Source organism: Arthrobacter sp. Y3221160, from assembly GCF_059092585.1.
On sequence record NZ_JBNHHU010000002.1, the window covers coordinates 32,957 to 54,269 of the forward strand.

The following is a 21,313-nucleotide window of genomic DNA, read 5'->3' on the forward strand; positions in this document are numbered from 1 at the left end:
TGCCCGCACGGGCGGTCCCCGCGCAGGGCCCCGCTCGCTCCGGAACGGGCGTGCCCCCAACCCGTTCAGGCTGAGGCCGTAGCCAGCCTTTCCAAGACCTGGCGGGCCGTGGCGCCGTCCTTGGTACTCCAGAAGGGCGGCAGGGCGCTGCGGAGGAAACTCCCGTAGCGCGCCGTCGCCAGCCGGGAGTCCAACACGGCCACCACTCCACGGTCGTTTGACGCGCGGATCAGCCTGCCGGCTCCCTGGGCCAGCCGCACGGCCGCATGGGTCGCCGAGACCGTCATGAAACCGTTTCCCCCGGACTGCGCCACGGACCGGGTTCGGGCAGTCGTGAGCGGGTCATCCGGCCGGGGGAACGGAATCCGGTCGATGACCACGAGCCGGCACGCGGAACCGGGAACGTCGACGCCCTGCCAGAGCGTCATGGTGCCGAACAGGCAGGTGTCGGGCTCTTCGGCGAATTGGCGGACCAGCGCGCCCATCGACGATTCGCCCTGGCACAGGATGGTCAGGTCGGTGCGCCCGCGCATCTCGGCCGCGGCTTCTTCTGCCGCACGCCGCGAGGAGAACAGGCCCAGGGCGCCGCCGCGCGAGGCCAGCAGCAGCTCCTCGAGTTCATCGAGCTGTTCCGGGCTGGTGCCCCGGCCCGGCTTCGGCAGATGCGACGCCACGTAGAGCACGCCCTGCCTGGGGTAATCGAAGGGGCTGCCCACGTCCACGCTGGAATAGGCGGGCGCGCCGGCTCCGAGCAGTCCGAGCGACCCGGCGACGGCATCGAAGGTCCCCCCGACCGACAACGTCGCCGATGTCAGCACAACGGTATGGTCGTCGAACAAGCCCTCACGCAGCCGGGACGCCACCGAGAGCGGCGCTATGTTCAACGTTGCCGGCTGGTCGTCATTGGCGGCGTAGTCGCCGGTTTCGCCATAGGTGCTGGGACGGGTCGCCCAGATGACCTCCCGGGAGTCCGGAGCGGACAGCAGCCGTTCGGCCAGTTCCAGCACGGCCGCGAGCCGTGAGCGCGCCATCTGCCGTCCGCCGTCCGCTGCCCCCGCACCCTCGGGCTTGGAGTCGGAGAGCGCCGCGCGGGCCGCTTCCCGTACCTGCGCGAGAACCAGCTCATGCTCCTCGCGGAGGCCGGCCGCCAGCAGGCCGGTGGGCACCGACTGCAGGACGTCCTCCAGCGCGTCGGCGGCGGAGTTCAAAGGCTCCACGCTGATCCCCGTGTGTTTGCGCGCCGTCGAGGCGGCGGTACGCACCATGGCGGCGGAGAGTTGCCCCGCGACGGCGCTGGTGACGCGGTCCTGCAGCTCATGGGCCTCGTCGATGACCACCACGTCATAGTCCGGGAGTACCGCGACGCCCTCGAAGGCGTTGATGGCCAGCATGGCGTGGTTCGTGATCACGATGTCTGCCTCTGCCGCGCGGCCCCGTGCCAGTTCGCTGAAGCACTCGGCGGCCAGGGGACACTTCTGGGCGCCCAGGCACTCCATGGACCCGACGGAGACCTGCCGCCAGGCCCGGTCGCTGACACCGGGCACCAGTTCATCCCGATCCCCGGTGTCGGTCTCCTGCGCCCACTCGCGCAGGCGCACGACTTCCTTGCCCAGCGCGCCCGAGGCGCCGGAAGCCGACGCTGCGCCGGCCGGAGCAGGATGCGGAACCGCGTCCTCGCCGAGGCTGAACAGTGCCGCCGGCGCGTCCTCGTCCGGAAAGCCGCCCGCGAGCTTGTGCAGGCAGAGGTAATTGTTCCTGCCCTTGAGCAAAGCGACGTCCAGCGGCCTGGGCAGCTCGTCGGCGACGGCCTCCAACAGCCGGGGCAGATCCCGCTTGACGATCTGCGATTGCAGCGCCAACGTTGCGGTGGAGACGATCGCCGGCTTCTCCCCCTCCAGCGCCTGGACCATGAGCGGCACCAAGTAGGCCAGCGACTTGCCGGTGCCTGTGCCCGCCTGCACCAGCAGGTGTTGCCGGCGCTCGAAGGCCTCGGCTACTTTCGCCGCCATCTCGTGCTGGCCGGCACGGTGCTGCCCGCCCATCTCCTGTACGGCGACGTCAAGCAGCCGCAGCGCCTCACCGGCGGGAACCTGGAGGTCAGTCATGCCGCAGGAACTGTTCCAGCTCCGATGCCAGGCCCTCGCGCACCATCACGTCGAGCCGCGTGCCGTCCCCGCCATGCTCCATGGAGAGGATCTCGGCGTCTTCGTTGTGCAGGCGGCTAATCACTTCGCCGCGGTCGTAGGGCACCAGCAGCTGCAGCTTCACACTCGGCCGCGGGATCGTCTCGCTGACGAGCCGAAGCAGCTCATCGATGCCCTGCCCGGTCCGCGCCGAGACCACGACGTGCCGCGGTTCACGCTGGCGCAGTCGCTCGACCACGAACGGATCGGCGGCATCGGCCTTGTTCAAGACGACGATTTCCGGAATATGCCGTGCTTCGATTTCGGTCAGCACCTCGCGCACGGCGGCGATCTGGCCCTCCGGGTCGGGATGCGAGACGTCGACGACGTGCAGGATGACGTCGGCGTCGGCAACCTCCTCCAGGGTGGAGCGGAAGGCTTCCACCAGCTGCGTCGGCAACGACCGGACGAACCCTACCGTGTCGGCGAGCGTGTAACCGATACCGTCCGGTGTTTCCGCCCGGCGGACGGTCGGATCCAAGGTGGCGAAGAGCGCGTTCTCGACCAGCACACCCGCATCGGTCAGGCGGTTGAGCAGCGATGACTTGCCGGCATTGGTGTAGCCGGCGATTGCCACCGACGGCACGGCATTGCGGCGGCGGTTGGCGCGCTTGGTTTCCCGTGCGGGCTTCATGCCGGTGATCTCCCGGCGCAGCTTCGCCATCCGGGTACGGATGCGCCGGCGGTCCAGCTCGATCTTCGTCTCACCGGGCCCGCGGGAACCAATGCCGCCGCCGGCCGCCCCCACCCGGCCGCCGGCCTGCCGGGACATGGACTCGCCCCAGCCTCGGAGCCTGGGCAGCAGATACTCAAGCTGGGCCAGCTCTACCTGGGCCTTGCCTTCGCGGCTCTTGGCATGCTGCGCGAAAATATCCAGGATGAGCGCGGTGCGGTCAATGACCTTGACCTTCACGATGTCTTCCAAACCGCGGCGCTGCGACGGCGACAGCTCGCCGTCGACAATGACCGTGTCGGCGCCGGTGGACATCACAATGTCGCGCAGTTCCTGGGCCTTGCCGGAGCCCAGGAAAGTCCCCGGATCCGGCTTCAACCGGCGCTGGACAATACCGTCCAGCACCTCGGAGCCGGCTGTCTCCGCCAGCGCTGCCAGCTCCCGCAAGGAATTGTCGGCGTCGTCGGCCGTGCCTTCGGTCCAGAGACCGGCGAGGACAACGCGCTCCAGGCGCAGCTGCCGGTACTCAACCTCGGTGACGTCCTCAAGCTCGGTGGACAGGCCGGCTACGCGCCGCAGGGCGCGGCGTTCCGCGAGGTCCTGCTGGTCGCCGTCGAATTCGGAATGCTCGGCATCAAGTTCGGAGAGTGCCTGGGCTCTGCCGCCGACGCCCTGTTTGCCGCGCGCCGCGGTGTCGCGGGCAAGGATACGGTCGATGACCGCCTGGATTTCGTCAGGCGTCATTTCCGGTTCCGGTGTCGGCTGGGGGTGGTTGGTGGTCATGCTCTCCTTCGAAATGTCCGTGGTCTTATCGTAGTCCTCCGGGATGCGGCCGGCAGAGCCCGAAGATGCAGTTTGTGGATGATTCGCCAAAAGTCCTCCTGGCATGGGCCCGGGCGCTGCCGGGCGGGAAAGGCGGGGCTGCCGCCCGGCCGGGCGGCAGGGCAAGCAGCGGGTGCCGGGGACCGCCGCAGCCCTTGCGGCGGCTGCGGCACCGAATCAGAAGGGACTCGAGTGAGCCTTCGGGAACGGTGATTGCCCGGCGGCCGGGGAGGTCAAGGCCTCAACCATCGGCACGCGCTGTCCGGCTACGAGCGGAGACAGCAGGTTACGGCGCAATCACAGCTTTTTCATGCCTCCCACGGTATCAGAGCCGACGTTGCTTAGGTGGGCCTAGATACCGATTCCGCGGTCGGCGCACTAATCTGGCCGATTATGGGAACAGAGCACTACTTCAGCGCGCAACCAGGCAATCCCGAGGTTCGTCGCACCCTCGCCGTCGAGCTGGATGGCCGCATGCGGCAGCTGCAAACAGCCGGAGGCATCTTCAGTCCGGACGGCCTCGACAAGGGCACGGCGGTGCTTTTGGACGAGGTCCCGCCACCTGCTCCGGAAGGCAACCTGCTCGACGTCGGCTGCGGGTGGGGACCGCTCGCGCTCACCATGGGGCTGAAGTCCCCCGATGCCACGGTGCTGGCCGTGGATGTCAATGAACGCAGCATCGCACTGACCAACGACAACGCCGCGTCGCTGGGGCTGGCCAACGTCCGTGCCTGCCGCCCGGAAGACGTTGACCCGGCCCTGCAGTTCCACACCATCTGGTCCAATCCTCCGATTCGGATCGGCAAGAGCGAGCTTCACGCACTGTTGCTGATGTGGCTGCCCCGCCTCGCACCCGGGGGCACCGCCTGGCTGGTCGTCCAGAAGAACCTGGGATCGGACTCGCTGCAGCGCTGGCTCGCGGCCGAACTGCCGTCGGACTACGCGGTCAGCCGGGAAAGCACCGCAAAGACGTTCCGGGTGCTCTGCGTACGGCGGGCCGGCTGAGCCGCTTCGGTCAGGCCACCACGCCTCGGGACACGAGCACGGCGGGGCCGCTCAGCTCCACATGTTCCCGCCCGTCGGCCGCAGGGATGAACCGGACCCGGACAACGCCGCCCGGCACTCCTACCTGCCAGTCGTCGGGTGCGCCCGCACCCGCCCAGTAGCGGATGGCGGCGGCGGCAGCGCAGGCGCCGGTCCCGCAGGACTGGGTCTCCCCCACCCCGCGCTCGTGCACGCGCATACTGATGTGCCCGGCGCCGTCGGCGACGAGGGGTTCCGCCGGCACGACAAACTCAACGTTCGTTCCGTTCTCCGGGACCGGGTCCACCGCCGGCGCGTGGAACAACTCGGTGGCGGCCAGTTCTTCGAGCCCGGCGAGGGCGACCACGGTGTGCGGGTTCCCCAGACTCACCGACAGTGCCGGCCGCGGCACCTGGAGGCCGCCTGCGGTGACCGTCGAATCCATCGCCCTGGCGGCAGCCTCCGCCGGATAGATGAACTCCCACGGCCCCATGTCCACGGCGTAGCCGTTGGCTGACCGGCTGACCGTTTTGGTTCCCGCCCGGGTCCCGATGGTCAGCGACTCACCGGCCGGCAACTGGACGAGTCCTTCGGCCAGCAGAAAGTGCACGAAGACGCGGACCCCGTTGCCGCACATTTCCGAGGTCGAGCCGTCGGCGTTGTAGTAGTCCATGAACCACTCGGCCTCCGGCGCGCTCTCCAGCAGCTCGCGGCCCTCGGGCAGGTGCCGGGACCGGACCGCACGGATGAGCCCGTCGGCGCCGATGCCGAGGTGGCGGTGGCAGAGGCCGGCGACCTCCTCGGCCCCGAGGCGCTTGGCCCCGTCGGGATCGGCAATGAGCACAAAGTCGTTGCCGGTGCCGTGTCCCTTGGCAAAGGGCAGCCCGGCGAGGGCCGACAGATGATCAGGCATGGGGTTGTTCACGGCTCAAGCTTAGCGATGAGCGCTGCCGCCTTGTCCGCCGCCAGCGGATCCTCCCAGTCCAGCCAGTGAATCCTCGGATCGGCGCGGAACCAGGTCAGCTGCCGCCGGGCGAACTTGCGGGTGGCGGCGATGGTGTCCTCGGCGGCCTCGTCCCGGGTCCATTCACCGTCGACCACCTTCAGGAACTGGGCGTAGCCGAGCGCGCGCGAGGCAGTCCGGCCCTGGCGCAGGCCCCGCCGGTCCAGTGCCGCGACTTCCTCCAGCAGCCCGCGTTCCACCATCGTATGGACGCGGCCGGCCAGGCGGTGCTTAAGCCGCTCGCGGTCCACCCGGAGGCCGATCTGCACGGTTGGGCGGACATACTCCCGCTCCGGCATGTAGGAGCTGAACGGACGCCCGGTCAGTTGCCGCACTTCCAGCGCCCGGATGACCCGGCGGGCGTCGGCCAGCCGCCCGGCGGACACCGGGTCGACCTGCCGCAACCGCTCCCGCATCGCTGCGAGGCCGAGCCTTTCCAGCTCTTCTTCGAGGCCGCGGCGCAGGGCCGGATCGGTACCCGGAAACTCGATCGCATCCAGGGCGGCCCGTACATACAGTCCGGAACCACCGACGAGGATGGCCCGGCGCCCCCGCCCGTGCACGGCGTCGATCGCTTCCCTGGCCTGGTGTTGGTAGGCAGAGACACTCGCCTCTTCCGTCACGTCGAGGATGTCCAGCAGGTGGTGCTCGATTCCTTGCCGCTCGGCCGGATCGATTTTGGCCGTGCCGATGTCCATGCCGCGGTAAAACTGCATGGCGTCGGCGTTGATCACTTCCCCGCCCAGCCGCCGGGCCAGCGCGACGGCGAGATCCGATTTTCCGGAGCCGGTGGGACCGACGACGGCGATGACCGCCGGGCCGCGCGGCGCTTGGGGGTGGACCGGCATCGCCGTCAGGCGGTTCGGCCCGGCAGCGCGGGCATGCCCAGCGACACCTGGGAGGGCTTGCCCGCGGCGGCCGGAACCGCACAGGAATCCGCCTGGGAGCGGTCCCACGCGTCCCCGGCGCGCGAGCGGCGCAGCTGGTAGTCCGCTTCGGATGCCGGGTCGGCGATCAGGTGGAACGGTGCCGCCTCGGTGACGGTCACCGTGACCAGATCGCCCGGCCGCGGCGCCGGCGCGCCCGCGGGCACGGAAAAGTGCACCAGCCGCTGATCCCGGGCGCGCCCGGAGAGCCGGTGGGTCGCTTCCGCCTTGCGTCCCTGCTGCGCGGTCACCATGACCTCGAGCCGGCTGCCCAGTTGTTTGGCGTTCTCTTCGGCGGCAATCCGGTCCTGCAGGGCAATCAGGCGCTCGTAGCGTTCCTGCACCACGGCCTTGGGCAGCTGGTCCGGCAGTTCCGCGGCCGGCGTGCCGGGCCGCTTGGAGTACTGGAAGGTGAAGGCACTGGCGAAGCGGGCCCGTTCCACCACGTCCAGCGTGGCCTGGAAGTCCTCCTCGGTCTCCCCGGGAAATCCGACGATGATGTCGGTGGAGATGGCGGCGTGCGGGATCCGTTCCCGGACCTTTTCGAGGATGCCGAGGAACTTGGTAGACCGGTAGGACCGGCGCATGTCCTTCAGGACCTTGTCCGACCCGGACTGCAGCGGCATGTGCAGCTGCGGCATGACGTTGGGCGTTTCGGCCATGGCGTCGATGACGTCGTCAGTAAACGCCGCCGGGTGCGGGCTGGTGAACCGGACGCGCTCAAGGCCGCTGATGCTGCCGCAGGCCCGCAGCAGCTTCGCGAAGGCGCCGCGGTCGCCGAATTCCACGCCGTACGAGTTCACGTTCTGCCCCAGCAGGGTGACCTCGATGGCGCCGTCGTCGACGAGGGCCTGGACCTCCGCCAGGATGTCCCCCGGCCGGCGGTCGCGTTCCTTGCCGCGCAGCGAGGGCACGATGCAGAACGTGCAGGTGTTGTTGCAACCGACCGAGATGGAAACCCACCCGGAGTACACCGCATCGCGCTTGGTGGGCAGCGTCGAGGGGAAGACATCGAGCGACTCGAGGATTTCCAGCTGCGCTTCGTTGTTGTGCCGGGCACGCTCCAGCAGGGCGGGAAGCGAGCCCACGTTGTGGGTGCCGAACACGACGTCGACCCAGGGCGCCTTCTGGAGGATCGTCTCCCGGTCCTTCTGCGCCAGGCAGCCGCCGACGGCGATCTGCATGCCGGGGTTGCGTTCCTTCACGGGGGCGAGCTGGCCGAGGTTGCCGTACAGCTTGTTGTCGGCGTTCTCCCGCACCGCACAGGTATTGAACACCACGACGTCGGCCTGCCCGCCTTGGGACTCGACCATGCCGGCTGCTTCGAGGAGCCCGGCAAGCCGCTCGGAATCGTGTACGTTCATCTGGCAGCCGAACGTGCGCACTTGGTAGGTGCGGGCTTCGTGCTGCGTCTCGATGGGCGGGGCTGGGGCAGTCAAACTCACCTTACAAGGGTACGGCCTGCAGCGGGACCGGCCACAATTCGCGGGGCCGGCAAATCAGTACCAGTTATTGGCCAGCTGGAAGTCCAGGGCCAGGCACGGCGAACCGTACCGGGACTCGATGTAATCCAGGCCGCGGTCGAGCCGGATCCGGAAAACGTACCCGCCGTCGGTCGATTTCTCAACGCCGGCGTTGCCTTCCGACTCCTCGTTCCACAGTTCTTCGAGGCAGGCCAATTCCCCGGCACCCCAGCCGGGGGCCGGGCTTGCTGCTCCGGTGCGGGCGTCGGCCGGCTCCGAGTCGGTCGCGGGCGCCTCGGCAGGAGCCGATGAGCCGCCCTGGTCTGCCGCCGCGCCGGCCGCCGGTGCCTGTTCTTCGGCCGCGCCGGCTGCAGCCTGCTGATCACTTGCCCCCGGTGCGGTTTGTTCTTCGGCCGTGCGTCCGGCAGCTGCATTACCGGCTGGGTCTGTCGCCGCGCCCTCCCGTGCCGCGCCCGCCTGCGCTCCGGCGTCGCCGTGTTGCCCCGGATCCGTCGGGCCGGAGGCTTCCTTCTCCGCGGGCTCTGCCGCAGGGGTTTCGGGCGCCGGTGCGGCGGCAGTTTCCTTTTCTTCCGTGCGCGCCTCCGGAGCCCGGGCGGCCTTCGGAGCGGTTGCGTCGGTGGACGCTTCCTCCGTTTGCTGCCGCTGGGCCGCACGCGCCAACGGCCGCTGCCCCTCGTCCGGGTCGCTCCACCCCATCAACTGCTTCACCGGGGCTGCGATGAATCCCACCGCTGCGGACGGGCTATGGCCGTTGTGGAGGGCGCCCGCTGCCCCGGTTGCGCCGAGGGCGGCCACAGAGCCGAGAGTCACCCCCGCCGCGATCCGGAGGCGGCGCCGCCTGCGGTTGATCCTGCGTAGCTGGGTGGATTTGCGTCGTTGATTCTGCGAGGGGCTCACAGTCGCACAATGATACCGACCAAACCGCGGAAAGTCTCAATTGCATAACGGAGCCGCTCAGAACTCGGGGTTGGCGGCGGTGCCGAGTTCCTCGTCGGCGACCCGGTAGGCCAGCGAGGGCGGATAGCCCTTCCGGGCCAGCATCGAAACCAACCGCCGCAGATGCTTATCCCTGGCCGACCTGTCGTTCAGTTCCCAGTCGGGACGGATCTTGCGGCGAACGAGTCCCCGCGCGGCTTCCAGCTCGTCGTCGGGCGATAGCTGGTCAAGTGCCTGCTCGGCGATGTCGCCGGAAATGCCCTTCTCCCCGAGTTCCCGCTTGAGGGCAGCGCGCGCCAAGGAGCGGGTCTGGGAGCGGCTGCGCACCCACATTTCGGCGAACCCGGCGTCGTCAATGAGATTGACCTCTTCGAATCGGTCGAGCACCGCCTCGGCGACGTCGTCCGGGACGCCGCGCTCAGCCAGCTTTGCGGCCAGCTGCGCGCGGCTTTTCGGGGACCGTGTCAGCGCGCCCAGCACAATCGAGCGTGCCACCGCATGAGGATCCGCCTCGGGCGCCAGGTCGGCCGGACTGCCCGGCGTTGGCCCGGCGGCCGGACCGTGCCTGCGGGCCACCTAGAATCCGTCGACTGCCTTGAGCTTCGGTCCGCCTTCTTCTCCGCTGTCCGGAACGGGGTCGATCCCGAGCTTCTGCCGGATTTTGCGCTCCAGCTCATCGGCCAGGTCCGGGTTGTCGATCAGGAACTTGCGGGCGTTCTCCTTGCCTTGGCCCAGCTGGTCGCCGTCGTAGGTGAACCAGGCGCCCGACTTCTTGACCAGCGCATGTTCCACGCCCATGTCGATCAGGCCGCCCTCGCGGGAAATGCCGTGACCGTACAGAATGTCGAACTCGGCCTGCTTGAAGGGCGGAGCCATCTTGTTCTTGACGATCTTGGCGCGGGTACGGTTGCCCACCGGGTTGGCGCCGTCTTTCAGGGTCTCGATGCGGCGCACGTCGATGCGCACGGAGGCATAGAACTTCAGCGCCTTACCGCCGGTGGTGGTCTCCGGGCTGCCGAAGAACACGCCGATCTTTTCGCGCAGCTGGTTGATGAAGATGGCCGTGGTCTTGGACTGGTTGAGCCGCCCGGTGATCTTTCGCAGGGCCTGGCTCATGAGGCGCGCCTGGAGGCCCACGTGGCTGTCGCCCATTTCGCCCTCGATCTCCGCGCGGGGCACGAGGGCTGCGACGGAGTCGATCACGATGATGTCCAGCGAGCCGGAGCCGATCAGCATGTCCATGATTTCCAGGGCCTGCTCGCCGGTATCCGGCTGCGACACCAGCAGGGCGTCGGTGTCCACCCCGAGCTTCTTGGCGTATTCCGGGTCCAGCGCGTGCTCGGCGTCGATGAAGGCTGCGATGCCGCCGTTGCGCTGGGCGCTGGCCACGGCATGGAGCGCCACGGTGGTCTTGCCGGAAGATTCCGGACCGTAAATTTCCACCACGCGGCCCCGCGGCAGGCCGCCGATCCCCAGGGCAGCGTCCAAGGCGATCGAGCTGGTGGAGATCGTTTCGATCGGGGCGCGCGTGTCGTCGCCGAGCCGCATCACCGACCCCTTGCCGAACTGCTTGTCGATCTGCGCCAGCGCAGCTTCCAGTGCCTTCTCGCGGTCAGCTGGTGCGGCCATTGTTCACCTCAGTCTCTTGCGGCCCTCGGGCCATTTTTTGTCTTGACGTCTTCCGACCGTAACCGCCGGTTCGGACAAAATGGGATCGGCAGCGGAGCGTGTGGATGATCCGTCCACTCGGGGGTCTGTGTAGAAGCTTAGCGGGATCCGAACACACTTTCGAACATATCGGCGTTGGGCGCGGCGTGTCTGTTCAGCCGCGCGGCTCGCGGTCCTTGCCCCAGCGCCGCTCGGGCGGAACGTCCTGGACATCGCAGAGGGCCAGCCACACGGTTTTGGGCGGGATTCCCGCGGCCAGCGCTTCGGCCGCGGTACGGCCCCCGAGTTGACCCAGCACCAGGTCGGCAGCCAGGACATGCGAGTATGCGGGACCGAATTCATCGTCCATCAACCGCCAGAAGTCACTGGTTCGCACGCGTCCATCTTCTCACGTGTCCGTCCGGCCTCAACCGGGCCGGACGGAGATTCGGCGCCGTCGGAATAAGGGTACGGCGCGTCAGGCCGCCGTTGCCCTGCGTGTGCATGCTGCTCATTACAATGAGCCCATGACAGACCACGCCACAGGCAGCGCAGATGCAGGGTTCGATGCGGCCATCGAAGCACTGGAACGGCAGCTGAGCCTGCTCTGGCGGCGGGCCAGGGCGAATTCGCACCGGGTGGCACGAAACGTCCACCCGGACATGGAACCTGCCGCTTACGGACTGCTGTTGATCCTGCAGCGGGAGCGCTCCATGCGCCTGACCGAACTGGCGGCCGCCATCGGGGTGGGCAAACCCTCCGTCAGCCGCCAGATCGCCATGCTGGAGCAGTTGGGACTGGTTGGCAAGGAGGCTGATCCACTGGACGGACGGGCCCAATCCATCACCTTGACTCCGGCCGGGCTGGAAAAGCTGGCCGAGGCACAGGCCGCCCGCAAAGTCGCCTTCCACGAGCGGCTTGGCGACTGGTCCGTCGAGGACCTGTCCACGCTGGGACAACTGCTGGACCGGCTGAACGCTTCGTACGCCAACGAGCCGCCCGTCCACTAGCGGCACAACCTCCGGGACGAGAGGCGCGGCGTGGCATCGGCGGGCACAACAAAAACCGGCCGGTCCGCCACGGGGCGGAACCGGCCGGTTCAGGTTTTCGGGTCAGTAGCGGGCGGAAGCCAGTCCGCGCAGCTCGTCCGGCAGCTCGTCGGGAATGGCCCCGACAAATTCCCGGGACAGTTCCTGCGGAACGGTGTCGGGAATGACGACGCCCTCGGCGTCCGCGACCCGGTCGCTGACTTCGCGGAGCATGTGCGACAGGGGAACGTCCAGGGCCGAGCAGATCGAGGACAGGAGTTCCGACGATGCTTCCTTCTGGCCGCGTTCAACTTCGCTCAGGTATCCGAGGGAGACGCGGGCGCTGTGCGACACTTCTCGAAGGGTGCGTCCCTGACGCTGCCGGACATCGCGGAGGACGTCGCCAATCTCGTGTCGTAGCACCACCATCTTGCGCTCCTTCTGCTCCGTGCGCGGTTCTTCGGCCAATCCCACATCACGCCAACGGACTACACCGTTTACGGACACGGGCTGCTTTACCATCTGTATCGCCTTGCTCCCTCATGAGGTATGCGGCTCGCGCCGCTGTCTTCCAAGCCTAGGCCAACAACGTAACAGTTGCTGACACCCTTTGATAACTACTGAATCAAAGTTTTTGTTCCCGGGCCCGAATCTCCGGTGCCGGCGGGACCGGGAATCGCGGCCATCGCGAGGCCCAGTTGCTCGATGGCCGCGTCACACGCCAACCGCCGGATGCGGGCGCGGTCCCCCTCGAAACGGTATCCGACGGCGCGCGTGCCTTTCGGAGAGGCCACGCCGATCCACACGGTTCCCACGTCCCGTCCCCCGTGCGGTTCCGGTCCCGCCACCCCGGTCGTGGATACCGCGATGTCGGCCTGCAACACGCGCCTGGCGCCGTCTGCCATCTGGCAGGCGACCGCTTCCGTGACCGCGCCCTCGCGCTCGAGCAGGTTCGCGTCGACGCCGAGCACCGCCGTCTTGATCCGGCTCTGGTAGGACACCACGCCGCCGCGGAGCGCGCCCGAAGCTCCCGGAACGGTGGCCAGTTCCGCAGCCACCATTCCCGCCGTCAGTGATTCGGCCGTGGCCAAGGTCACCTTCCGGGCGATGGCGGCCCCTACGACCACGGAGGCGGGCGTGCTCACGGCCGGCCCTGCGGCTTCGCGAGGGCGGCACGGCGCAGCGCCACTGCCTTGACCACGTAGTCGATGCCTGTTGCGACGGTGACGACGACGGCGACCGCCATGACGGCAAAGGCGACCCAGACGGCCCAGGATCCGAGCCACGCCTCCAGCGGCAGGAGGTACAGGAAGATCGCCATGGTTTGCAGCACGGTCTTCAACTTGCCGCCGCGCGAGGCCGGCATGACGCCGTAGCGGATGACAACGAAACGCAGCAGGGTGATGCCCAGCTCCCGGACCAGGATGACGACGGTGATCCACCACGGCAGGTCGCCCAGCACCGACAGGAGGATCAGGGCCGCACCGATCAGGAGTTTGTCGGCGATCGGGTCGGCTATCTTGCCGAAGTTGGTGATCAGGCCCCGGGACCGCGCCAGGTCGCCGTCAAGCTTGTCGGTGTAGATCGCGACGGCAAACACCGCCACGGCCAGCCAGCGGAACACCTGCCCTGCCCCGGCGTCGGCCAGCAGGAACCAGATGAAAAACGGGACCAGCAGGATCCGCACGGTGGTGAGGACGTTGGCGATATTGAGCAGGGGCACGGGGCGGGACACTGAATCAGTCACGGTTTCAAGGCTACCCGCCCGCCGTGGCCCTTCGGCCGCCGCCGGCGGGCACGCGGCACCCGCCTCAGCGCCCGGTCAGGCTCCAGGCGTCCTCGGACCCTGAATCGTCGTCGTCGTAGTAGTCCTCCGCCTGCGGCCGGGAGGCCAGGTCTTCGGCGACCAGGTCACGCGGGCCCTCGAAGCCGTGGTTCGCGTTGGCGTTCTCCGCCAGCGCCTCCGTCAGCGGATCGGCCTCGCCCGCCGCGGCCGGGGCGGCCGCCGGCGGCTCATCGCCACGGATGGCGGCAAGCGTCGCGGCCAGGTCGTCCGGCTTGACCAGCACGTCGCGTGCCTTCGAGCCCTCGGACGGGCCGACCACGCCCCTGGACTCCAGCAGGTCCATCAGGCGGCCGGCCTTGGCGAAGCCCACGCGCAGCTTCCGCTGCAGCATCGACGTCGAGCCGAACTGCGTGGTGACCACGAGTTCGGTCGCCTGCAGCAGCACGTCCAGGTCGTCACCGATGTCGTCGTCGATCTGCTTCTTCGGCGCCTCGACGGCGACGTCGTCCCGGTAGACGGCCTGCAGCTGTCCCTTGACATGTTCCACGACCTTGTGGATTTCCGATTCGGAGACCCAGGCGCCCTGGACGCGGATGGGCTTGTTGGCGCCCATCGGCAGGAACAAGGCGTCGCCCTGGCCGATGAGCTTCTCCGCGCCGGGCTGGTCGAGCACCACGCGGGAGTCGGTCACCGACGAGGTGGCGAACGCCATCCGCGACGGCACGTTGGCCTTGATCAGGCCGGTCACCACGTCCACCGACGGCCGCTGGGTGGCCAGCACCAGGTGGATGCCGGCGGCGCGGGCGAGCTGGGTGATGCGGACGATGGAGTCCTCGACGTCCCGCGGGGCGACCATCATCAGGTCGGCGAGCTCGTCCACGATCACCAGCAGGTACGGGTAGGGCTTGATCACGCGCTTGGACCCGGCCGGCGGCACAACCTTCCCGTTGCGCACGGCCTTGTTGAAATCATCGATGTGCTTGTAGCCGAAGTTGGCGAGGTCGTCGTAGCGGGTGTCCATCTCCCGGACCACCCACTGCAGCGCCTCAGCCGCCTTCTTCGGATTGGTGATGATCGGCGTGATCAGATGCGGCACGCCCTCGTACGCGGTCAGTTCCACGCGCTTGGGGTCCACCATGACCATCCGCACCTCGTCCGGCGTCGAGCGCATCAGGATCGAGGTGATCATCGAGTTCACGAACGAAGACTTGCCCGCGCCGGTAGCGCCGGCGACGAGCAGGTGCGGCATCTTGGCCAGGTTGGCCAGCACGAAGCCGCCCTCGACGTCCTTGCCCACGCCCATGACCATTGGGTGCTCGGTCTTGCGGGCGTTGTTGGACCTGAGCACGTCGCCCAGGGAGACCGTTTCGCGGTCGGTATTCGGGATCTCGATGCCGATGGCCGATTTGCCGGGGATCGGCGAGAGGATGCGCACGTCCGAACTGGCCACGGCGTAGGAGATGTTCTTGGACAGCGCGGTGACACGTTCGACCTTGGTGCCCGGCGCCAGCTCGATTTCGTAGCGGGTCACCGTCGGACCGCGGGAGAAGCCGGTGACCTTCGCGTCCACCTTGAACTGGTCCAGCGTCTCGGTCAGCGCCTTGACGACGGCGTCGTTGGCCTCCGAGCGTTCCTTCGAGGGCGGGCCAGGCGGGAGGAAATCCGAGGGCGGCAGGGTGTAGGCGACGTCGCCGGCCAGCTGCAACTGCTCGGTGCGCTGCGGGATCGGGGTGGTCGGCGGCTGCGGCTGGACCGGGGTGGACGGGACGATGGGGGCCGCTGCCGCCGGCGCGGCGGCAGGCAGCACCGGCAGCGCCTCGGTGGCGCCTTCCGGTACCAGCCCCTGGTTGCGCTTGATTTTTTCGACGGCGAGCTCGGCCTGGGTGGGCCTGCGCACTCCCGGCGGCACGGCCGGTGCCGCCTGCTCCGTTCCGGCTTCTTCCTCCGGCTCCCCGGCCTCGATCACCGGTGTTTCGAACGCCTCGTCGAAGAAGAAACCCTCGTCCTCGCCGCTGTCGGTCTCTTCGGCCTTGCGCTTGCCGAAGAGCTTGCGCCGCGGCTTGGGTTCCTTGGCCGGGGCGTCGTCGGCGTAGAGGTAGCTCTGGTCATGCCCGTCGGCGGCCGGCCGGTACCCGGCTTCTGCCGACGGGTCCTGGCCCATCAGGTGTTCGTAGAGCATCCGCAGGCGCATGGGTATGTGGCGGAACGGCGTGGCGGTCACGATCAGGATGCTGGTGAAGGCCAGCAGTGCGTAGAACGACACCGCCAGCCAGGTGTTGACCGCTGCCAGCGGCGCGGCAAGCAGGAACCCGGCCATGCCGCCGGCCGCCCACAAGGCATCGAAGCCGTCGGCGAGGGCGGGCTGGCCGCCGATCACGTGGGCCAGCCCGGAACCGGACGCCAGCGCCAGGATAAGGCCGATGGAGATGCGGCTGTTGGCGGGAGAGTCCTCCGGGCAGCGCATCAGGCGCACGGCCATGATCACCAGCAGCACGGGCAGCACCAGCGCCATCCAGCCGAAGGTCCCGCCGGCCATGGCGTGCACGGCGTCTCCGAACCAGCCGTCGAGCGCCCACCACTCGACGGTGGCCACGCAGCCGGCCAGCAGCAGCAGGAAGAAGCCGGTGCCGTCGCGGCGCAGTGCGGGGTCGGGCCGCACATCGGGGCCCAGCTTCCGGACGCCCGCGGCCACCGGACGCGCCACGGCCATCCACAGCCCCTGGATCAGCCGGGCCAGCAGCGGCAGTTGCTCTTCCTGGGGCTGCACCTCGAGCACCTTGGTCTTGCTGGAACGCCCCGAGGAGGAGCGCGCAGTGGTGCCTGTAGCCTTACCGCGCGACTGCTGGGTGCCTTTTCGGGCAGGGGAAGTACGAGTCGCCATAGTGGCTAGGTTACCGGCTGCCCGGCGTGATCCGCGGGATTTGGCTCCGGCGGATCGGCTGCGCCGGGTGCGGGATCAGGCCTCCAGGACCACGGGAACGATCATCGGCCGGCGGCGGTGCCGTTTGTTCACCCACGTGCCGATCACCCGGCGCACGACCTGCTGCAGCTGGTAGGTCGTGTGGTCCATGTTGGTGACCACGGCTTCTTCGAGGGCGGCGATGATCCTGGGTTTGATGTCGTCGAACACCGAATCGTCCTCGGCGAACCCGCGCGCATGGATTTCGGGACCGGAGACGATCTGGCCGGTGCTGCGGTTGACCACGGTGATGACGGAGATGAAGCCCTCCTCGCCCAGGATCCGGCGGTCCTTGAGGTCGGCGTCGGTGATTTCACCGATGCTGGATCCGTCCACATACACGTAGCCGCATTCGATCTGGCCGACAATCCGGGCCGTGCCGTCCTTCAGGTCGATCACCGATCCGTCGTCCGCGAGCAGCACGTTCCCGGCGGGCACGCCGGTTTGCTCGGCCAGCCGCCCGTTTGCAATCAGGTGGCGGGTCTCGCCGTGCACCGGGAGGGCGTTTTTGGGCCGCAGGATGTTGTAGCAGTACAGCAGTTCCCCGGCCGCGGCGTGGCCGGACACATGTACCTTGGCGTTGCCCTTGTGGATGACGTCGGCGCCAAGCTTGAGCAGGCCGTTGATCACCCGGAAGACGGCGTTCTCGTTGCCCGGGATCAACGACGACGCCAGGATCACCGTGTCCCCCGCGCCGACCTGCACACGGTGGTCGCCGTTGGCCATCCGCGACAGCGCCGCCATCGGCTCGCCTTGCGACCCGGTGGACATCAGCACGATCCGGTCGTCCGGGAAGTCCTCAACGTTTTTCAGGTCCACGAGGATGCCCTCGGGAACGTTCAGGTAGCCCAGTTTGGCGGCGATGCCCATGTTCCGCACCATGGAGCGGCCGACGAACGCCACATGCCGGCCGTGGGCCGCGGCGGCGTCGAGCACCTGCTGCACGCGGTGCACGTGGGACGCGAACGAGGCGACGATGATGCGTTTTTGCACCTGCCCGAACAGGCGCTCCAGCACCGGGCCGATTTCCTTCTCGGCCGTGGTGAAGCCGGGGACGTCGGCGTTCGTGGAGTCGGCCATGAAGAGATCCACGCCCTCCTCCCCCAGCCGGGCGAACGCGCGCAGGTCCGTGATGCGTCCGTCCAGCGGCAACTGGTCCATCTTGAAGTCGCCGGTGTGCAGCACGGTGCCGGCCGCGGTGCGGATGAAGACCGCCAAGGCGTCCGGGATCGAGTGGTTGACCGCCACGAATTCGCATTCGAAGGGACCGAACTGCTCGATCTGGCCCTCCGCGACGGTGAGGGTCTGCGGTTTGATCCGGTGCTCGGCCAGCTTCGCCTCGACCAGGGCCAGGGTCAGCTGGGAACCGATCAGCGGGATGTCCTGCCGCATCCGCAGCAGGTACGGGACGGCGCCGATGTGGTCTTCGTGCCCGTGGGTCAGGACCACCCCGACGACGTCGTCGAGCCGGTCCTCGATGTACGAGAAGTCCGGCAGGATCAGGTCCACCCCCGGCTGGTGCTCTTCCGGGAACAGCACGCCGCAGTCAACCACCAGCAGCCTGGAGTCGATCTCGAAGACCGCCATGTTGCGGCCGATTTCCCCGAGCCCGCCGAGCGGAACGATCCGGAGCGTCCCCGGTTCAAGCAGCGGCGGCGTGCGCAACTGGGTGATGGTGGACTCGCTCATCGGGCGGTCAGACCCCCAGCGCCAGGCCGGCCTCGGCCAGGTCGGCGCGGACCGGCGCGAGCTCGGCCTCGGTCGGTTCCACCAGCGGGAGCCGGACCACCGAATTGGGCAGAACGCCCTGCCACTTCAAAATCTGCTTGGCGGCGACCGCACCCTGGATGTGTGTCATCACCGCCCGGATGATCGGGTCCAGTTCGAAGTGCAGCCGGCGTGCGGTGGCGAAGTCCCCCGTCAGTGCCGCATCGACGAGCTCCCGGAACTGGCGGGTGGCCACGTGCGCGGTCACGCTGACCACGCCGACCGCGCCGGCCGCCATCAGCGGCAGGGTCAGGCCGTCGTCGCCCGCGTAGACGTCGAGGTCCGTGGCGGCCAGGACGCGGGTGGTCGCGGCGTAGTCCGCCTTGGCGTCCTTGAGCGCGACGACGAGCGGATGCTCGGCCAGCCGGATCAGGGTTTCCGTCTCGATGTTGATGCCGGCGCGGCCGGGGATGTCATAGACCATGACGGGCAGGCCGATGGCCGAAGCGATGGTCTCGATGTGGGCCTGCACGCCGGCCTGGCTCGGCTTGTTGTAGTAGGGGGCGGTGATGAGCAGTCCGTCCACGCCGGCGCTGGCGGCGCGCCGGGAGAGACTGACCGAGTGGCGGGTATCGTTGGTGGTGGACCCGGCAATGACCTTGGCCCGTCCCCCCACAGCCTCGACGACGGCCCGGAACATGCCCTCGTTCTCGTCGTCGGTGAGCGTCGAGGTCTCGCCGGTGGTGCCGGTGACGACGAGCCCGTCGCATCCGTCCTGGACCAGCTTGTCCGCCAGTTCCGCTGCCTTCCCGTAGTCGACCTCGCCCTCCTCGGTGAAGGGGGTGACCATTGCGGTGACCATGGTGCCAAAGGGATACTCACGAACGTCAGACTCAACCATAGGGAAAACGTTACCGTGTCCGCGGGTCCTATCGGCAATGGCGTACAAGGCGCGACACAGAGCTTCACGTCACGTGCCGCGGCTCCCGCCGCCGTAGCGCCCGGGCCCGGCGGCCGGAGCAGGCGGGCATGTCAGCGGGGCGCGGGGAGGCGGCCCAGGAAACCGGTCAGCAAGGCGGTCACTTCGTCCTGGGCCGCGAGGCAGCCGGCGTGGTCCAGGCCCGGCAGCTCGGCAAAGTGTCCGTCCGGCAGCAAGGCCGCGGCCTGGCGCGACTCCGCGGCGCGCGGGTGGTCCTCGCTGCCGGCAATCAGCAGGACGGGCAACCGGATCCGCTGGACCTGGCGGGGATCGAGACCGGGCAGCTCTTCGCCGGCGCGGAAGTAGGCGGCAAGCGCCGCCGGGTCGTTGGCCAAAAAGGCCTGCCGGGTGGCCGCGTCCACCGGCACGGCCCGGCGCCCGTTCCAGCGGCGGAGGAACTCTTCCATCCCGCCCGTCTCCAGCGCGTCCAGGTAGTCGGGGAAGAAGAGCTTGCCGACCTGGCCGGCCATGCTCCGGTGGGTTCCGCCCAGCATGGTCAGCGAACGCAGGCGCTGCCGCCGGTACACCGCCATCGCGAGTCCTACCCGCGCGCCGAAGGAATAGCCGAAGTAGTTGACGCTGTCCAGCCCGCAGGCGTCCAGCACCGCTTCGACGTCGCCCATGAAACGCTCCATCGTGTAGGCGCCCACGTCGTGTGGCTTGTCGCTGCGGCCGTGCCCGCGCATGTCCAGCGAAATCACCCGGTGCCGCGGCTTGAGGGCACGCTGGTAGCCCAGCCCCCGCCAGGTGGCCTTGGACAGGGCGGTTCCATGGACCAGCAGCAGCGGCTCCCCGGTGCCGGTGTCCTCGAAGGCCAGCCGCACGCCGTCGTCCCCGTTGACGGCAAATCCCATCATGGCCGCTCCAGGGGTGCGGCAGCCGCGTTCTCCAACCTGTTCATTCCCTCACGGTATCGCGTGCCGGCCGCCGGTCTCACAGCCGCCTCCACGCCCCCTGTGAGATTATCGGTGCATGCGCCCAGGTTCCACCCGCCCGCGGATCGCCGGGATTGATGCCGCCCGCGGCATCGCCTTGCTGGGCATGATGGCGACCCACATCTTTGCGCCGTGGACGGCCGGCACGGACCCGCAGCCGAACTTCGTGGGCCTGGTCCTCTCCGGGCGCTCCTCGGCGCTGTTCGCGGTCCTGGCCGGGGTCGGGCTGGCGCTGCTCACCGGCGGCAGCCGCGGCCACCGGGGCGGGAGCCTGGCCGCGGACCGCGGGGGCATAGCCGTGCGTGCGCTGCTCATTGCCACGGTCGGCATGATGCTGGGTGCGCTGGAAGTCAACGTCGCGGTGATCCTGGTCCACTACGGCGTGCTGTTCCTGTGCGCGCTGCCGTTCCTGCAGCTACGCCGCGGTGTGCTGGCGCTGTGGGCAACCGGCTGGATCGTCGTCTCGCCGGTGCTGGCCCACGTGCTGCGGCCCTGGGCGGAAGCGGCGGTGCAGCCCGCCGAGCTGGGCCACAACCCCATGGTCTACGACCTGCTGACGCCGGCCACGCTGCTCAGCGATGTTTTCCTCACCGGCTACTATCCCGTGGTGCAGTGGCTGGGGTATCTGCTGGCGGGCCTGCTGATCGGGCGGCTGGAGCTGCAGCGCACCGGCGTGCAACTGGGGCTGCTGGCGGCCGGCGCGGTGATGGCCGTGGCGGCCAAGGCGGGTTCCTGGTTCGTGATGGAGCGGCTCGGCGGATACACGGAGGTCGCGGCGACCGAGGCGGCACGGCGGCCGGACTTCGATCTCGTGTACCAGGTGAACATGAGCTGGATCGAGCAGCGCGGCTCGTGGTGGTGGCTGGGCGGCTCGTCGCCGCATGCCGGTACGACCTTTGACCTGCTGCACACGGTGGGCACCTCGGCCGTGGTCCTGGCGCTGTGCCTGCTGCTGACGTCCCGGCTGCCGTGGCTGCTGCTGCCGCTGGCGGGCGCCGGTGCCATGACGCTGACGCTCTATTCTGCCCATGTCTGGGTGCTCAGCGCGTTGCCGCCGGCTGCTCCCGAACTTCCAACCTATCTTTGGCAGGCAGCGGCAGCGGTGGCGGTGGGCATGGCCTTCCTGGCCCTGGGATGGCGGGGACCGTTCGAGCTGGTGACCTCCACCGCGGCCCGGCTGACCCGGGAGGCGCTGCGGCCGGCGGGCAGCCGCGGCCGCTGA

At 68.7% G+C, this 21,313-nt stretch carries 19 protein-coding genes; 3 read left to right on the forward strand and 16 right to left on the reverse strand.

The annotated features are described in order from the left end of the window. Positions 1-65: 65 nt before the first annotated feature. Together AC5RWG_RS13170 and hflX are read right to left on the reverse strand one after the other, a co-directional pair. A complete protein-coding gene (locus AC5RWG_RS13170; RefSeq protein WP_494101471.1) occupies positions 66-2,105 on the reverse strand; it encodes an ATP-dependent DNA helicase in 2,040 nt (679 codons plus the stop codon). Then, the gene (hflX, locus tag AC5RWG_RS13175) at positions 2,098-3,639 is read right to left on the reverse strand and encodes a GTPase HflX (protein ID WP_494002393.1); all 1,542 of its coding nucleotides are present in this window, start codon (positions 3,637-3,639) and stop codon (positions 2,098-2,100) included. The genes AC5RWG_RS13170 and hflX overlap by 8 nt, the downstream gene beginning before the upstream one ends. A 432-nt stretch (positions 3,640-4,071) precedes the next feature. Here hflX and AC5RWG_RS13180 point away from each other — a divergent pair, with 432 nt between their 5' ends. Further along, on the forward strand, positions 4,072-4,683 hold the full coding sequence (locus tag AC5RWG_RS13180; RefSeq protein ID WP_494102421.1) for a class I SAM-dependent methyltransferase: 612 nt from the start codon (positions 4,072-4,074) through the stop codon (positions 4,681-4,683). 10 nt (positions 4,684-4,693) lie between these two features. On the opposite strand, the gene dapF is transcribed toward AC5RWG_RS13180, so the two are convergent. The 7 genes from dapF to AC5RWG_RS13215 all read right to left on the reverse strand — a co-directional run bounded on the left by dapF (position 4,694) and on the right by AC5RWG_RS13215 (position 11,094). Continuing rightward, positions 4,694-5,614 carry a diaminopimelate epimerase gene (gene dapF, locus AC5RWG_RS13185; RefSeq protein WP_494158032.1) on the reverse strand — a complete coding sequence of 307 codons (921 nt, stop codon included), beginning with the start codon at positions 5,612-5,614 and terminating at the stop codon, positions 4,694-4,696. Between the two features lie 8 nt (positions 5,615-5,622). Then, positions 5,623-6,552 carry a tRNA (adenosine(37)-N6)-dimethylallyltransferase MiaA gene (miaA, locus tag AC5RWG_RS13190; RefSeq protein WP_494102391.1) on the reverse strand — a complete coding sequence of 310 codons (930 nt, stop codon included), beginning with the start codon at positions 6,550-6,552 and terminating at the stop codon, positions 5,623-5,625. 5 nt (positions 6,553-6,557) lie between these two features. Continuing rightward, positions 6,558-8,075 carry a tRNA (N6-isopentenyl adenosine(37)-C2)-methylthiotransferase MiaB gene (gene miaB / locus AC5RWG_RS13195; RefSeq protein WP_494158014.1) on the reverse strand — a complete coding sequence of 506 codons (1,518 nt, stop codon included), beginning with the start codon at positions 8,073-8,075 and terminating at the stop codon, positions 6,558-6,560. Positions 8,076-8,129: 54 nt separating this feature from the next. Continuing rightward, complete coding sequence (locus tag AC5RWG_RS13200; RefSeq protein ID WP_494167135.1) at positions 8,130-9,011, reverse strand: hypothetical protein; 882 nt, start codon at positions 9,009-9,011, stop codon at positions 8,130-8,132. A 57-nt stretch (positions 9,012-9,068) separates the two neighbouring features. After that, on the reverse strand, positions 9,069-9,545 hold the full coding sequence (locus AC5RWG_RS13205) for a regulatory protein RecX (protein ID WP_494014169.1): 477 nt from the start codon (positions 9,543-9,545) through the stop codon (positions 9,069-9,071). A gap of 81 nt (positions 9,546-9,626) precedes the next feature. Next, on the reverse strand, positions 9,627-10,679 hold the full coding sequence (gene recA, locus AC5RWG_RS13210; protein ID WP_494002399.1) for a recombinase RecA: 1,053 nt from the start codon (positions 10,677-10,679) through the stop codon (positions 9,627-9,629). A 193-nt stretch (positions 10,680-10,872) separates the two neighbouring features. Further along, positions 10,873-11,094 carry a DUF3046 domain-containing protein gene (locus AC5RWG_RS13215; protein ID WP_494002400.1) on the reverse strand — a complete coding sequence of 74 codons (222 nt, stop codon included), beginning with the start codon at positions 11,092-11,094 and terminating at the stop codon, positions 10,873-10,875. A 130-nt stretch (positions 11,095-11,224) separates the two neighbouring features. Here AC5RWG_RS13215 and AC5RWG_RS13220 point away from each other — a divergent pair, with 130 nt between their 5' ends. Continuing rightward, positions 11,225-11,707 carry a MarR family winged helix-turn-helix transcriptional regulator gene (locus tag AC5RWG_RS13220; RefSeq protein WP_493977755.1) on the forward strand — a complete coding sequence of 161 codons (483 nt, stop codon included), beginning with the start codon at positions 11,225-11,227 and terminating at the stop codon, positions 11,705-11,707. Between the two features lie 102 nt (positions 11,708-11,809). Here the strand turns inward: AC5RWG_RS13220 and AC5RWG_RS13225 are convergent, their stop codons facing one another. The 7 genes from AC5RWG_RS13225 to AC5RWG_RS13255 form a co-directional block, all read right to left on the reverse strand. Next, positions 11,810-12,247: a helix-turn-helix domain-containing protein gene (locus tag AC5RWG_RS13225; RefSeq protein WP_493977754.1), complete on the reverse strand. Its 438-nt coding sequence runs from the start codon at positions 12,245-12,247 to the stop codon at positions 11,810-11,812. A 95-nt stretch (positions 12,248-12,342) separates the two neighbouring features. Further along, positions 12,343-12,870, reverse strand: a complete 528-nt coding sequence (locus AC5RWG_RS13230) for a CinA family protein (protein WP_494026353.1) — start codon at positions 12,868-12,870, stop codon at positions 12,343-12,345. Beyond that, positions 12,867-13,472, reverse strand: a complete 606-nt coding sequence (gene pgsA / locus AC5RWG_RS13235; protein WP_494167136.1) for a CDP-diacylglycerol--glycerol-3-phosphate 3-phosphatidyltransferase — start codon at positions 13,470-13,472, stop codon at positions 12,867-12,869. The genes AC5RWG_RS13230 and pgsA overlap by 4 nt, the downstream gene beginning before the upstream one ends. 64 nt (positions 13,473-13,536) lie before the next feature. Beyond that, the gene (locus AC5RWG_RS13240; protein ID WP_494167137.1) at positions 13,537-16,392 is read right to left on the reverse strand and encodes an FtsK/SpoIIIE family DNA translocase; all 2,856 of its coding nucleotides are present in this window, start codon (positions 16,390-16,392) and stop codon (positions 13,537-13,539) included. A 75-nt stretch (positions 16,393-16,467) separates the two neighbouring features. Further along, positions 16,468-18,159 (reverse strand): ribonuclease J, encoded by a 1,692-nt coding sequence (locus tag AC5RWG_RS13245; RefSeq protein WP_494026356.1) that lies wholly within the window; start codon positions 18,157-18,159, stop codon positions 16,468-16,470. Between the two features lie 7 nt (positions 18,160-18,166). Beyond that, positions 18,167-19,078 (reverse strand): 4-hydroxy-tetrahydrodipicolinate synthase, encoded by a 912-nt coding sequence (gene dapA / locus AC5RWG_RS13250; protein ID WP_494167138.1) that lies wholly within the window; start codon positions 19,076-19,078, stop codon positions 18,167-18,169. Positions 19,079-19,209: 131 nt separating this feature from the next. After that, complete coding sequence (locus AC5RWG_RS13255; RefSeq protein WP_494167139.1) at positions 19,210-20,013, reverse strand: alpha/beta fold hydrolase; 804 nt, start codon at positions 20,011-20,013, stop codon at positions 19,210-19,212. Positions 20,014-20,128: 115 nt separating this feature from the next. Here AC5RWG_RS13255 and AC5RWG_RS13260 point away from each other — a divergent pair, with 115 nt between their 5' ends. Further along, the gene (locus AC5RWG_RS13260) at positions 20,129-21,313 is read left to right on the forward strand and encodes a heparan-alpha-glucosaminide N-acetyltransferase domain-containing protein (protein ID WP_494167140.1); all 1,185 of its coding nucleotides are present in this window, start codon (positions 20,129-20,131) and stop codon (positions 21,311-21,313) included.